Origin of the sequence: Flavisericum labens (assembly GCF_045446075.1) — a bacterium.
Lineage (GTDB): Bacteria > Bacteroidota > Bacteroidia > Flavobacteriales > Flavobacteriaceae > Flavisericum > Flavisericum labens.
Genome location: NZ_JBJJBQ010000005.1, coordinates 92,323 through 106,746 on the forward strand (window position 1 = coordinate 92,323; position 14,424 = coordinate 106,746).

Annotated in this window: 13 protein-coding genes and 1 tRNA gene; 5 read left to right on the forward strand and 9 right to left on the reverse strand. The window is 36.7% G+C overall.

What is annotated here, in order from left to right; all coding sequences use genetic code 11:
* The first annotated feature begins 25 nt into the window (after positions 1–25).
* Positions 26–1,966, forward strand: coding sequence for a YgiQ family radical SAM protein (locus tag ACIEHO_RS10040; RefSeq protein WP_406971243.1), 1,941 nt, complete (start codon positions 26–28; stop codon positions 1,964–1,966).
* Between the two features lie 8 nt (positions 1,967–1,974).
* Here ACIEHO_RS10040 and polA read toward each other — a convergent pair whose 3' ends face one another.
* Positions 1,975–4,821, reverse strand: a complete 2,847-nt coding sequence (polA, locus tag ACIEHO_RS10045) for a DNA polymerase I (RefSeq protein ID WP_406971245.1) — start codon at positions 4,819–4,821, stop codon at positions 1,975–1,977.
* 170 nt (positions 4,822–4,991) lie between these two features.
* Here polA and ACIEHO_RS10050 point away from each other — a divergent pair, with 170 nt between their 5' ends.
* Positions 4,992–6,221, forward strand: a complete 1,230-nt coding sequence (locus ACIEHO_RS10050; RefSeq protein ID WP_406971247.1) for a metallophosphoesterase — start codon at positions 4,992–4,994, stop codon at positions 6,219–6,221.
* A 54-nt stretch (positions 6,222–6,275) separates the two neighbouring features.
* Positions 6,276–6,572 carry a thioredoxin family protein gene (locus ACIEHO_RS10055; protein ID WP_406971249.1) on the forward strand — a complete coding sequence of 99 codons (297 nt, stop codon included), beginning with the start codon at positions 6,276–6,278 and terminating at the stop codon, positions 6,570–6,572.
* Positions 6,573–6,579: 7 nt separating this feature from the next.
* Here the strand turns inward: ACIEHO_RS10055 and ACIEHO_RS10060 are convergent, their stop codons facing one another.
* Positions 6,580–7,227, reverse strand: a complete 648-nt coding sequence (locus tag ACIEHO_RS10060) for a polysaccharide deacetylase family protein (RefSeq protein ID WP_406971251.1) — start codon at positions 7,225–7,227, stop codon at positions 6,580–6,582.
* Between the two features lie 8 nt (positions 7,228–7,235).
* The gene (locus ACIEHO_RS10065; protein ID WP_406971253.1) at positions 7,236–10,547 is read right to left on the reverse strand and encodes a glycosyltransferase family 117 protein; all 3,312 of its coding nucleotides are present in this window, start codon (positions 10,545–10,547) and stop codon (positions 7,236–7,238) included.
* A gap of 151 nt (positions 10,548–10,698) precedes the next feature.
* Between ACIEHO_RS10065 and ACIEHO_RS10070 the strand changes: the two genes are divergently transcribed.
* A tRNA-Gln gene (locus ACIEHO_RS10070) sits at positions 10,699–10,771 on the forward strand.
* Between the two features lie 76 nt (positions 10,772–10,847).
* Here ACIEHO_RS10070 and ACIEHO_RS10075 read toward each other — a convergent pair.
* From ACIEHO_RS10075 to ACIEHO_RS10090, 4 genes are all read right to left on the reverse strand, one after another.
* A complete protein-coding gene (locus tag ACIEHO_RS10075) occupies positions 10,848–11,048 on the reverse strand; it encodes a hypothetical protein (protein WP_406971255.1) in 201 nt (66 codons plus the stop codon).
* 1 nt (position 11,049) lies between these two features.
* Entirely contained in the window at positions 11,050–11,397 is a 348-nt protein-coding gene (locus ACIEHO_RS10080; protein WP_406971257.1) for a hypothetical protein, read from the reverse strand.
* A gap of 3 nt (positions 11,398–11,400) precedes the next feature.
* Positions 11,401–11,733 (reverse strand): YtxH domain-containing protein, encoded by a 333-nt coding sequence (locus ACIEHO_RS10085; protein ID WP_406971259.1) that lies wholly within the window; start codon positions 11,731–11,733, stop codon positions 11,401–11,403.
* A gap of 125 nt (positions 11,734–11,858) precedes the next feature.
* A complete protein-coding gene (locus ACIEHO_RS10090; protein ID WP_406971261.1) occupies positions 11,859–12,215 on the reverse strand; it encodes an arsenate reductase family protein in 357 nt (118 codons plus the stop codon).
* 58 nt (positions 12,216–12,273) lie between these two features.
* Between ACIEHO_RS10090 and ACIEHO_RS10095 the strand changes: the two genes are divergently transcribed.
* Positions 12,274–12,738 carry a DinB family protein gene (locus ACIEHO_RS10095; protein ID WP_406971263.1) on the forward strand — a complete coding sequence of 155 codons (465 nt, stop codon included), beginning with the start codon at positions 12,274–12,276 and terminating at the stop codon, positions 12,736–12,738.
* Here the strand turns inward: ACIEHO_RS10095 and ACIEHO_RS10100 are convergent.
* Positions 12,718–13,440 (reverse strand): DUF3298 and DUF4163 domain-containing protein, encoded by a 723-nt coding sequence (locus tag ACIEHO_RS10100; protein WP_406971265.1) that lies wholly within the window; start codon positions 13,438–13,440, stop codon positions 12,718–12,720. The genes ACIEHO_RS10095 and ACIEHO_RS10100 overlap by 21 nt on opposite strands.
* A gap of 106 nt (positions 13,441–13,546) precedes the next feature.
* A complete protein-coding gene (locus ACIEHO_RS10105; protein ID WP_406971267.1) occupies positions 13,547–14,383 on the reverse strand; it encodes a THC0290_0291 family protein in 837 nt (278 codons plus the stop codon).
* Positions 14,384–14,424: the final 41 nt, after the last annotated feature.

A 14,424-nucleotide genomic window follows, 5' to 3' on the forward strand; every position in this document is an offset into this window, starting at 1 on the left:
TATTTTTAATTACTTTTGCTGCGCTATGCAAGAGTTACAACTTTCAGATTGGTTGCCTACTACAAATAAAGAGGTAAAAATTCGCGGATGGGAAGAATTAGATGTTATCCTATTTAGCGGCGATGCCTATGTAGACCATCCTTCGTTTGGGCCGGCCGTTATTGGTCGTATTTTAGAAAGTTTAGGGTTACGAGTAGCTATTGTGCCACAACCCAATGTTAACGATAACCTTCAGGATTTTACAAAATTAGGAAGGCCAAAATTGTTTTTTGGTGTTACTGGCGGCTGTATGGACCCTATGGTGAGCAACTATAACGCCAATAAAAAACGTAGAAGCAAAGATGCTTACACACCCAATGGCGATATAGGGTTTAGGCCCGATTATGCCACAACCGTTTACTCGACCATTTTAAAGGAAAAATGGCCAGATGTACCAGTTTTAATTGGTGGTATTGAAGCGTCTTTGAGAAGAGTAACCCATTATGATTATTGGAGTGATAAGTTGATGCCCTCAATTTTGGAGACATCAAAAGCCGATATGTTGGTTTATGGCATGGGCGAACAACCGCTACGTGAAATTGTGCGTTTGTTGCTTAGAGGCGTACCGTTTGATAGTTTAAATACCATTAGCCAAACCGCTGTTTTTGTTAAACAGGATGAAAAAATCCCAAAAAACAGTAACTGGGAGGATGTTGAAATTGTTTCGCATGAAACCTGTCTGGCCGATAAAAAAGCTTATGCGTCTAACTTCAAAATTATTGAGCAAGAATCAAATAAGTTGGCGGCGAGGCGTATTTTTCAAAAAGTAGGTGATAAAACCTTAATGATTAATCCGCCTTATCCCACCATGACGGAAGAAGAAATTGATGCGTCTTTCGATTTGCCATATACGCGGTTACCACACCCAAAATACAATAAACGCGGACCTATTCCAGCGTTTGAAATGATTAAGTTTTCCATCAACATTCACCGCGGTTGTTTTGGTGGTTGTAGTTTTTGTACCATTTCGGCACACCAAGGTAAATTTATTGCTTCCCGAAGTCAGGAATCTGTTTTAAAAGAAGTGGATACGGTAGCGAATATGCCGGATTTTAAAGGCTATTTAAGTGATATTGGAGGCCCAAGTGCTAACATGTACAAAATGAAGGGCAAGGTTCAGGAGATATGTGATAGATGTGTCGCTCCCAGTTGTATCTCACCGGTTATTTGCAGCAATCTGGATACGTCGCACAAACCATTAACCGATTTGTATCAAGCAGTAGATAGCCATCCAAAAGTAAAGAAATCGTTTATTGGAAGTGGTATCCGCCATGATATGCTGGTGCCCGAATTCAATAAAAATGTAGATCCAAAAGAGTTAGACGATTACACCGAAGAGGTTATGACCAAACATGTTTCCGGACGGTTAAAAGTGGCGCCCGAACATACTAGTGACCCGGTGTTGAAACTAATGCGTAAACCATCGTTTAGCTATTTCCATAAGTTTAAAGAACGCTTCGACAAGATTAATATCAAGAAGAACTTAAACCTTCAACTTATACCATATTTCATTTCCAATCACCCCGCATGCGAAGCCGAAGATATGGCCAATCTGGCAGCCGAAACCAAGGATATGGGCTTTCAGCTGGAGCAGGTTCAAGGTTTTACACCTACACCTATGACCGTAGCTACGGTTATATATTACAGCGGCTACCACCCATATACACTTAAAAAAGTAAATACGCCTAAAACACCCAAGGAAAAAGACGAGCAACACCGTTTTTTCTTTTGGTATAAAGATGAAAACAAAGCTTGGATAAAAAAGACACTCAATAAATTAGGGCGTCAGGATTTGTTAAAAGTACTACTTCCCGAGAACGAGAAATGGCGTAAAAATAAACCTAGTAAACCTAAGCATACTTTTGATGATGCTGTGCCTTTTAATAAGCGGAAAAATAAGGTTAAGTATAAAAAAAAGAGGAAGTAGTTCTTTAATTAATGTGCCTCTAACCAATTATCACCAATACCCAAATCAACATCCAAAGGAACATCCAATTTATAGGCGTTTTCCATTTCGGTTTTTACCAATTCTTTGATTTCTTCCAATTCAGGTTTGTAAACATCAAACACCAATTCATCATGCACCTGAAGGAGCATTTTGGTTTTAAAATCGCCCTCGCTCAATTTCTTGTGAATGTTTATCATGGCAATTTTAATAATATCGGCCGCACTACCTTGAATTGGGGCATTAACTGCATTACGTTCGGCTGCGCCCCGAACCACAGCATTTCTAGAATTGATATCTTTTAAATATCGGCGCCTCCCTAAAACCGTTTGGACATAACCATGGTCTCGAGCAAAATCAACTTGTTTACTAATGTAATTTTTAAGTTTTGGATAGGTTTCGTAATACGTGTCAATTAGTTCTTTGGATTCACTTCGCGATAAATTGGTTTGATTGCTCAATCCGAAAGCAGAAACCCCATAAATAATTCCGAAGTTTACAGTTTTAGCGTTGCTTCGTTGCTCACGATTTACATCTTCTATAGCTACATTAAATACTTTTGAAGCCGTTGACGCGTGAATGTCTTCACCATGTTTAAATGCCTCAATCATGGTTTCTTCTTGGCTTAAGGCAGCAATTATACGCAATTCTATTTGACTATAATCTGCTGCTAATAATAGATAGTCTTCATTTCTCGGAACAAACGCTTTACGCACTTGTCGTCCACGCTCCGTACGGATAGGGATGTTTTGCAAATTAGGATTGTTACTGCTTAAACGGCCCGTGGCAGCAACGGTTTGCATATAATCGGTGTGAATGCGTTTGGTTTCAGGGTTTACCTGAAGTGGTAAGGCATCAACATAGGTGCTTTTTAATTTTGAAAGCCCCCTAAAGTCTAAAATGCTCTGGATGATTTCGTGGTCTTTGGCCAAATAACTCAAAACATCCTCGGCGGTTGAATATTGCCCAGTTTTGGTTTTTTTTGGTTTGTCTACTAACTTCATTTTTTCAAATAAAACCACACCCAATTGTTTTGGCGATGCAATATTGAATTCTTCGCCAGCAGCTTCGTAAATATTTTTCTCAAGGGTTAAAATATCACTGTTAAGCTCTTCTGATAATGAGTTTAAGAAATCTTTATCTAGATTGACACCTTCTAATTCCATAGCCGATAAAACACGTAAAAGAGGAATCTCAATGTCATCAAATAGAGTTTGGGTATTGGCCGCACCCAATTCGCTTTGAAAATGTTCTTTAAGTTGAAGTGTAATATCGGCATCTTCAACAGCGTATTCGGTTTGTTGTTCCAAAGGCACCTCGCGCATCGATTTTTGGTTTTTTCCTTTTTTGCCAATTAAGGATTCAATGGAAATAGGTGTGTAATTCAAGTACGTTTCTGCTAAAACATCCATATTGTGTCGCATATCTGCGTTGATGAGATAATGTGCCAACATGGTGTCGAACAATTTGCCTTTTACTTCAATATTGTATTTGGCCAATACCTTAATGTCGTATTTTAAATTCTGACCAATTTTTTCAATGCTTTCGCTTTCAAAAAACGGACGCAGCAGTTCGATGAGTTCTTGTGCCTCACCTTTGTTCTCTGGAAACGGTAAGTAAAACCCTTTGCCAGTTTCCCACGAAAAAGAAATACCGACTAACTCAGCAGTCAGCGGATTTATACCTGTTGTTTCGGTGTCAAAACATACCGAAGGTTGATTCATTAAATTTTTAATGAACAGTTTGGTTGCCATACCAGATGCCACACTTTGATAAAAATGTGAGGTCGTTTCTGCAGTTTTTCTGGTGTAATCAGAAATTGTTTCAGAAGTTTCAGCTTCTCCATCATTACCAAAAAGAGAAAACTGACCGGCACCGGCAGTGGAAGTCTGTTTCGGTTTTGGAGTACTTTTAACTTTGGTTTCGGCGGTAGAAACTTTAGTTTCTTCCCCCGGAGCGAAGGTTTTTAAGAAATTTTCGGTAAGCCTTCTAAATTCTAAATCCTGAAAAATGTGTTTTACAGCTTCAATATCTGGTTCAGACATTTCAAAATCGGTTTCATCAAATTCCACTGGAACGTCCAACATAATCCGAGCTAATTTCTTTGAGAGCAAACCTAATTCTTGATTGGCCTCTACTTTTTCTTTCATTTTTCCTTTTAGCTCATGGGTGTTTTCAAACAAACCTTCCATACTGCCGTAAGCCTTCAGGAACTTTTTTGCTGTTTTTTCACCTACGCCTGGCAACCCGGGAATATTATCACTAGAATCACCCATCATGCCTAAAAAGTCAATGACCTGTTCGGGTCGCTCAACCTCAAACTTTTTTTGTACTTCGGGGATGCCCCAAGTTTCGTAGCCACCGCCAAACGATTTTGGGCGGTACATGAAAATATTATCAGAAACTAATTGTGCAAAATCTTTATCTGGTGTTACCATAAACGTTTGATAACCTTGTTTTTCGGCTTGTTTGGAAAGTGTGCCTATAACGTCATCGGCCTCAAAACCTTCTTTAACTATAATGGGAATATGCATCGCCTTTAAAATATTCTGGATGTAGGGCACTGCCACTTTTATGGCCTCGGGAGTTTCATCTCGGTTGGCTTTGTATTCTTCAAACATTTCAACACGGTCGGCACTACCACCTTTATCAAAACAAACAGCTAAATGGTCTGGGCGTTCACGCTTAATAACATCCAAAAGAGAATTCATAAACCCCATGATGGCCGAGGTGTCTATGCCTTTACTGTTAATTCTTGGGTTTTTTATAAAGGCATAATAGCCACGGAAAATTAAAGCGTAGGCATCTACTAAAAATAGGCGTTTTTGTGCTGACATGAATTGTATTTTGAAAGAAACGTAAAACTACAAAAAGTTATGGTGAAAACGGAATTTATAAAATACGGATTTGTAACCCTTTAAATTTTAAATTCTTAACAATTAGTTAAATAAATTCTTCGATTCTCTATTGGCTAATAATACTGTTATCTTTGATTAAAAAAGGACGCATGCTTCGCTGGATACTATTCATACTTTTTTATGCCGTTATTGTATTTTATGGATTTCAGGCTGTAAAAACTATAACCAAAACCCCTTGGATTAACTACCTGTTTATCGTAATGGCGGTAATTATTGCCGGGAATTTTATTATTCAATTTACGGTATATTCCGAGGGGCGCGTGCTAAATCCGGCTAAGAGCTATGCCTTCGGATTTCTATTGGCGTTTATCTCGCTGGGGCTTGCGTTAATCCCTTTGCTTTTAGGTGAAGATATTATCAGAATCATTTACGGCCTCTACGATAAATTGGTAACCAAAAATGACGGGTTTTATATGGCTTCGCGCCGAAAGTTTATCAGTCAAATTGCATTGGGTGTTGCTGCTATTCCGTTTGCTTCATTGTTATATGGGATGTACAAAGGCAAGTACCGATTTAGGGTTTTAAATTATACGCTACATTTTGAAGATTTGCCAGAGGCCTTTGATGGCTATAAAATCACCCAAATAAGTGATATTCATTCAGGTAGTTTTGACAACAGAGAAAAGATTGAATACGGGATAAACCTAATAAACGAGCAAAAATCAGATACCATATTTTTTACTGGTGATATGGTAAATAACAAATCTTCTGAAATGTTACCTTGGAAAGATTTGTTTAGTTCATTGAAAGCAAAAGATGGTGTGTTTTCCATTTTAGGAAACCATGATTATGGCGATTATGTAAGGTGGCCATCTAAAGAAGCGAAAATTCAAAATCTTGATGATTTGATCCAATTACAAAAGGACATGGGATTTAAGCTTTTAATGAACGAAAGCCGATTTATTGAAAAAAACGGACAAAAAATTGCCGTTGTTGGCGTTGAAAACTGGGGGCGCGGCGGATTTAAAAAGGCCGGTGACTTAAAAAAAGCCACTGAAAATATTGACACCAATGATTTTAAAATATTATTGAGCCACGACCCTTCACACTGGGAAGACGAGGTGATTAAAGATGGTGTGCATTATCATTTAACCTTAAGTGGGCATACACATGGTATGCAGTTTGGTATTGAAATTCCTGGGTGGGTAAAATGGAGTCCGGCAAAATGGCGTTATAAATACTGGGCGGGTATTTACGAAGAAATGGGGCAATACATTAATGTTAATAGAGGTTTTGGCTATTTAGGTTATCCTGGACGCGTTGGTATATGGCCAGAAATAACTGTAATAGAGCTTAAAAAGGGCTCAAGTGATGCATAATTGCCCAGAAATGCTATATTTGTATAAGAGCATATGTTTAATAAACAATAAAGTATGTCTAAATTTGGGGAACTCATTGATGTAGATATTCCGGTTTTATTAGATTTTTATTCGGAATTGGATGAGCAAACGAGCGAAATGCATCTGATTTTAAGAGACGTCGCAGCTGCTTTGGGTGATAAGGCCAAGGTCATTAAAATTGATGTTGAAAAAAATCGAGAACTTGCCGAAGCCTTGCGCGTTAAAACCTTGCCTACACTTATTATTTACAAAGACGGTGAAATGAAATGGCGCCAAAGTGGTGATCAAGAAGCCAATAATTTAATTGGTATTGTAAAGGAATATCTTTAATTATCTTTTATAAACTTTCAAACAAATAACCTTTTTTATTGAAATACTTAAGGACTTTGGGTAAAGCATACTGCATGTTTTTTGACGCTTTTATGCTATCATGAAACACAATAATACTGCCAGCCATGGCTTTGTCAATTACATTGCCCATACAAGCCTTAGGTGTAATAGTTTTATCCCAATCAAAAGACAGTACATCCCACATAATGATTTTATAGCCTTTTTCAATGAGTTCTTTACCTTGTTTAGGCTTAATTTGCCCATAAGGTGGTCTAAACAAATTTCGAGTTCTGTGTTCTGAATTCTCAATTTGTGAATCTATTATGTTTTGGGTTGCCTCAACCTCATCTAAATAATCATCGGTTTTGTTTTTCCAGCCTTTAATGTGATTGTAAGTATGATTACCGACCGAGTGCCCATCACGAACAATATCTTGGAAAATATCGGGGTGCTTTTCAATATTATTTCCAATGCAAAAAAAGGTGGCTTTGGCTTGGTGTTGTTTTAAGATTTTTAAAGTCCAATGAGTGATTTCTGGGGTTGGACCGTCATCAAAAGTTAAATAAATAATCTTTTCATTATTTGGAACATCCCAAACATAATTCGGAAACATTTTTTTTGCAACCTGAGGTGTTTTTATGGGGATAAAATCCATATTCCAAATTAGTTAACACTATCCATTTCAATTGGTAAACTGGTATCTAGTGGTAAGTCTCTCTCTATTGGTTCAACTTCAGGTTCTTCACCTCCGTAAAAATGGCTGAATGATCTTAAATAGTTATTAAAGATATTACCTTCCTCTTTGGCAAACTCTTTATCGTACCTAGATAATACATCAACAAGTGCTTTGTAACGGCTAATATCCGTGTAAATATCTTCAAATAGACGTTCTTGATTTCGGGTTTTAAGACTGCCGTAATACTTAAGGTTTTCCTGATATTTTTGAGCCACTTTTTTAAACAGTGTTCGGGCCTTTTCTTTGCTTCCAACTTCGTAATATGCTCCAATATATGGTTCTAGTAAGGTATAGAATCCAAAATGTTCTACTGGCATATTTTCCATAGCGATATCGGCAATTTCTTCTGCTTTATCCAGTTTTTTCTCATTTAAAAGTTGTTGGATTAAACGAGCCAAGTTTCCTCGATAGGTAATGGAATTTTTACGTGTTTCTGGGTCGTGGTAAATATCAGGGCTACCACTGTTACCCCAATCCCATTTCTTCACTTTTTCATACATTAAATCACTATCAACACGGCCCATGTCAAAAGGGTTGGCACGGTCAATTGCCGTTTTTATAGGAACAAGCTTGTAACAGAGTCCGTCGAGTTGTAAATAATCTTTCATCCATATATAATCGTCATCACCAAAGCTTCCGCCAGTAAAATATATGGGGCGTTTCCATTCGTTGTTAGCAATAACATCGAGCATGAGCAAACGGTTTTTATAAAGGGCTCCACCGGAAACGGTAATATCTATATAAGGTACAATGTCGTCCGCGTTTTCTGGTTTTACGATACCCGATTTTAGCACATTTTCTTTGCTTACAGGAATGCGTAAATGTGGCGTAGGCAAGTATGTAGCATTTAAATCTTGTGAACGTACCTGCGATATATCAACACCACGTTGTTCTAATATGCGCTTATATTTTGTTCTTGGGTCTTTACTGGCAACAAAATTTAAAAAACGCTTAACTGTTAATGTATCTGGAATAACTTGTTGAATAACAATATAATCGTTGGTGCCATATTTGTAAAGGTCGTGCGTAAGTTGCGACGGAATAGGGTCACTCTCATATGCCTTACGTTTCATTTGGTCAATGTACCAATCAGTTTGGAACAAGCTGGTATTGACAACACGTACGTCGGTACGATAGCCCTCTATTTCTTGGGCATACCAAAGCGCAAAAGTGTCGTTGTCGCCAATAGTAAATAATATGGCGTTCTCGGCACAAGAGTCCAAATACTTTCTGGCCATAGACCTAGCTGTGTATTTGTTGGATCGGTCGTGATCGTCCCAATTGTTCGCTGCCAAAATACCAGGAACCAATATGAGGCAAACCACCGTAATTATTGGAGCGGCGAGTTTTTGGGGAATATAAGTTTTTAGTGCATCATAGATACCGTAAACTCCAAAGCCTATCCAAAGTGCGAATACGTAAAAAGAACCAACCACAGAATAGTCGCGCTCTCTTGGCTCAAATGGCCTAACATTGGTATAAACCTGTATGGCGACCCCTGTAAAAAGGAAAAATACCAACATTACCCAAAATAACTTTTTGTCTTTATTGAATAGGAAGAAAAATCCAATTAAGCCTAAAATTAAAGGTAGCAAATAGTAAGTGTTTCTGGCTTTGTTGTTTTTTGCATCGCTTGGCAAATTATCTTGAGAAAGGCCTAAATGCCATTCATCCAGGGGCTCTATACCCGAAATCCAATTACCGTGGTTATCGTATTTACCTTGAATGTCGTCTTGTCTTCCAGCAAAATTCCACATAAAGTAACGCCAGTACATATAGCCCAATTGGTACTCGAAAAGATACTCGATATTACTGGCTAACGACGGTTTTTCTATGTCTATATATTCTTTAAATTGTTTTAGGAAGTTATGATAGTCTTCGTAGTCAACATTTCCTCTGTTTACATCTCTTCTGAAATTGCTCACTGAAGTACGAAGCTCGTTTTGCATTTGGTACTCGGGCTTCAACTTAAAATCTAGAAAACCAGAGAACATCATGTAATTTTCGGCATGTTCGCTACTCCACATACGCGGAAGAATAGAAGCATGTTCAGAGTTATAATTTTGTTTGGCGTTTTTGTAGTCATTAACAACTACATATTCACCTTTTTCTTCGTCTCTTTCGTATTTTGGTTTATCGTCTATGTACGGGTTGTTTTCGTCTAAATAGGCATATTGATCAGTAAATTGTGGCCCATAGAACAAATGTGTTTCGGGGTATTGCTCTAAATTATAATAAGCTAGAAGCTCCCTGGCACTCGACGGGTTGTTTTCGTTAATCACCACATTGGCATTAGCCCGAATGGGCAGCATCAACCAAGACGAAAAGCCAACAATGATGAAAGTGACACAAAGTATACCTGTGTTGAGGTGCACATACCCTTTTTTACGTGTAAATCGCAAGCCGTAGTTAATCAAGCCAATTAAAACAATACCGGCAAATATGGATCCTGAATTAAAAGGCAAGCCAATAGTGTTAACGAAGAATATTTCAGTAGCACTAAATATTTTAAGAATATTGGGAGCCAATAATTTGAAAACAAACAATAAAATACCAACAGAAACCACATTGGCAATAATGAAGTTTTTTACAGTAACCTTTTTATAATTTTTAAAATAATAAATAAGCCCAATTGCAGGAATAGTTAATAATCCCATGAAGTGAACCCCAAATGAAAGCCCAATAACAAAGGCAATTAAAATAAGCCAGCGGTTACCGCGTGGCTTGTCCATATCTTGTTCCCAGCGGAGACCTAGCCAAAATAGAATGGACATGATTAAAGTGGCCATCGCGTAAACTTCAGTTTCAACGGCATTGAACCAAAAAGAATCGGTAAACGAAAAGGCTAAACTGCCAACTAAACCACTACCCAAAATGGCCATGGCTTTGTTCTGAGACATTTCTTCAGTGGTAACGACTATTTTTTTAAGAAGCAGAGTAATGGTCCAGAACATAAACAGAATGGTGAATGCACTGGCAACGGCACTCATCATGTTCATCATCCAACCAATTAATTCGGTATTTCCAAAAGTAAAAATCGAAAAGAACGCTCCCAACATTTGAAAAAGTGGTGCTCCTGGTGGGTGGCCCACTTGTAGTTTGGCCGAGGTTAAAATATATTCTCCGGCATCCCAAAAACTTACCGTAGGTTCAACTGTTAAACTGTATGTGATAAGCGCAATTAAAAAAGAGAACCATCCTAAAATGATATTCCATTTTTTAAAGTTGAAATGTGCCATGAATATCTGTGTTTATTTACAAGGGCGAATTTAACAATAAATACTTTAATGCAAATGTTTTTAAGTAAACGTTAAGTCTTTACAATTATTTTTTTGATAAAATACTTGTACAAATAAAACTTTGTACTAAATTTGCACCCTCAAACGGAATTGGCCTATGGTGTAACTGGCAACACGTCTGGTTTTGGTCCAGAAGAGTCTAGGTTCGAGCCCTAGTAGGCCAACGTTAATTTAAAAAGTCCTTGCTTTTCAGCAAGGACTTTTTGTTTTTGGTATTTACTAGAATAGCATTATTTTTTTCTATTTCATTAATTTTTTCAATAGCACAAATCCACCATATTTTCCAATCATCTTCAGGGCAGACTGAACCCAATTTAAAGGTTTGAAACTTTCTTTATACTCTTGCTTTATTGATTTTAATTCTTCCCAAGCGATTTGCCGTTCTAAATCTAAAATTTTTAGATCGCGTTCAAGGCTTTCAGAATTGTGATAGGTTTTCATATTAACTGAAAAATTTTTTCGATAATTTCTTAATTACATAATTGTTGATATGCTTTCTTAATCGGAATAATATTAACGACAGGATTAAAAATAAAATTCCGGTAGAAACAAATCCTAAACTTAGGCTATTAAATGCCCTACCGATTGAAAAAGCCAGAGCCACTGCCATAAAACTAACGCCAATTAAGGCGAGACCACCTATAAGCATAATCTTCAATACCATGCCAACAGAAATGGTTAACTGCTCAAAAATTTTTAGTTTAAAGTACTTGTAGGAGGATTCGAGATACTTTTTGCCTACTTTTGATGCTTGAGCGTTTGTTTCGTTAATTGAATCAATTAAACTCATTTATTACGACGTTTTTTGTAGCCTTTTGTTCTTTGCTTTTAAGTCTTTAAGTTTGCTTTCGAGGGCTGTTATAACATCCTCAGCTTTATAGCTGGCATCAGAAACTATAGATTCAATATCTTCATTAATGTCTCTTTTTTTTGTGCTCGCAGTGGTTGCAATCTGTTCTTTCAAGGCGTCTGCCTTTTCTGCCAATTTATCTTTAGTGGCCTGAGCTTCATCAGCTATTCTTTGTCTGGTATTGCTTCCTTTGTCTGGTGCAAATAAAATGCCTAAGGTTGCTCCCAAAGCGGTTCCGGCTACTATGCCTAAAAATGTACTTCCGTTATTGTTCATGATTTTTTGTTTTATTCGTTAAACTTAATTTCTCCTAATAATTTACTTCATAAGAGTGGTTTAACTTAACTTAATACATTTAAATTGTGCCGTATTTAAAATTTGTAATCATTATGGGCGATAGTTCACTGATTTCCTAAGGCGGTTTTTGTGGCTTCAACCGTTTTTTTAGAACTGCCGATAAATATTTGTTCATATATAATAATTACTGGTCGGCTCAAAAAAGTATAATGCTGTAAAATATAGTTTTTAAAGTCGCGCTCGGTTAGGTTTTGGTTTTTCAGGTCCATTTCTTTGTAAAGCTTTGCCCGTTTACTAAAAAGAGCTTCGTAGCTTCCAGCAAGTTTTTGCATGTCTTCCAATTGTTTAACTGTTATTTCCTCACTTTTTATGTCTTGTAAAACAAATTCTGAAGATAAATCGAGTTCTTTTAAAATGCGAGTACATGTGCTACAGGTTTTTAAATAGTATACTTTTTTCATAAGATGATATGTTTCTAAAAAACAAATTAAAACTATATTTATCGAAAAATTAAATAAGATGGATTTTACATTTCAGGTTTTAAACAATATTCGCAAAATTTTTGGTGAAATAATAGAGAATAATTCTTTGGAAGACTTAAACAAAATTCCCGAAGGTTTTAATAATAATATTATTTGGAATATCGGTCATGTTGTGGTTACCGAACAATTGCTAGCATATAAACTATCTGGTTTAGAGCCAAATGTTTCAGGTGAAATGATTGATAGCTACAGAAAGGATTCTAAACCCGAAGGCAGTGTTTCTCAGGAGAAGGTAGATGAAATAAAAGCATTGCTTTTTTCAAGTATAGAAAAAACTGAAGAAGATTACAATAACAGACTTTTTAAAAATTATAATTCCTATACCGTTTCAACAACCGGCAATACACTAACCAATATAGATGAAGCGCTGCAATTTATTTTAGCGCACGAGGGCATTCATTACGGTTATGTATTGGCACTTTTAAAGGCTGTTAAAGACTAAATACGATTCGGCTTTTTCAAAAGGAATTTTAAATTCAATAATTCCAGTGGAATAGGGCGCAATTTCGTAAGTGTTGTAAAGTAAGACCAAACCGTCTTTAGTATAAGCTATGTTGGCTGGTAATTGATAATCCTTAGCATCAAAAACGGCATTGTCTTTTTCAGCAATGCTTTTGTCAAAATAGGGTTTGGCCAGTATTTTGAATGCGGAGATGTCGGTTATTAACTGCTCGTTGGTTAACTTTTGCCCATTTTCAGCATTAAAATTTAAAAAGGAAATATTAGATATCCCATGAGCTCCGCCCGTATTGACGTAAGAAGTAATGGCAATGCTTATAATTTCGGGTGATTGATAAACAACTTCGCCGTCTATTTGTGCTTCCCATGGTATTTCGGTCTCTGGAAAATCGTTTATGAATTGCTCGTATTCACTATTAAAATTATCAATACTTTCTTTAATGGATTTTGAAATGTTGCTGTTTGGTTCACCTATGGATAATGCTTTCGATATAGACTTGCTTATCTCGCCATTTATTTGGTCAGCTATTATTTTGTTGCCTATAGCTTCAGGAACGTTCACCTCAACAATATGATTGGTTTTGGTTGAAATACTTACTTCAGAAAAAGAGGTTTTAACTTCATCAGTACAAGATGAAAAAGCTAGAAAAATGCAGATAATAAGGGAATAGTGATTTTTGAACATAACACAAGATTATATTTTAACCTTAAAGGTAATTAATGTGTTTTAATGATCTATAAAAACTTGTTGTTAAAATATGAAAAACCAGAGAAGGAAGGGAGGATATTGCTTAATCCAAATAATAAACATAGCCAAAATTTAGCCAAACCAACCAATCATCATTTCTGTCATAATCCCTCCAGTTGTGATTTAAGCCATCAATCCAATCACTAAAGTAGTATTGCCATCTGAGGTCAAGCATTAAGTCTGAAAGTTTTGTGAGTTTATAGCGTACACCAACACTTGAAACAACAGACCACGTACTGCCACTTTGTTCACTAATTGGATAAGGGTCAACTCCTGGAGTATATGTTTGTTGATCAAACCAATACGTGTAAAAATTTGAAGAGTCGTAAATGTCACCGTATGCATTAGGATTGGGGTTGTTGTATTTGGTTTTAGCTTTTGGATTAAAAGATGTGTAATGCGCGCCTAAACTTACAAAAGGTGCAAATCTATAAGCAAAGGCTTGAAAGGAACGAATACTTAATGGGAAATATTCCAATTGCATTCCAATATCAAAGTTTTCTGCTACACCGCTGTGGGCTCGAAGTTTATCTGCTTCAACGCTAGTTTTATCAGGCTGTACCCAAAACCCATGATGGTCGAGAATTGTTTTATTCCAAGATATTTCACTTCTTAATTTAAAATGGTCATTAAAATAGGTGTCTGTAGTGTAACAGTTACAGTCTGCACTGTAGGCAAAACTAATGTAATGAATAAGCCCAATACCAATCCCGGTGTTTCCTAAATTTGTTTTTTCCTCATTTCTACTGCCAAAATCGGAACGAAACTCTACAGGGCCTGCTATAACCCCTATTTCGTGAGAAAAACCCAGTTGAGCAAAGACCGTTTGAGCATAAGCAAACAGTAAAAGCCCACAAACCAAAGATTTTAAGTTAAGCATAAAAAGGTATAATTTTTATAGAGGGCGTTACTAGGGACAAA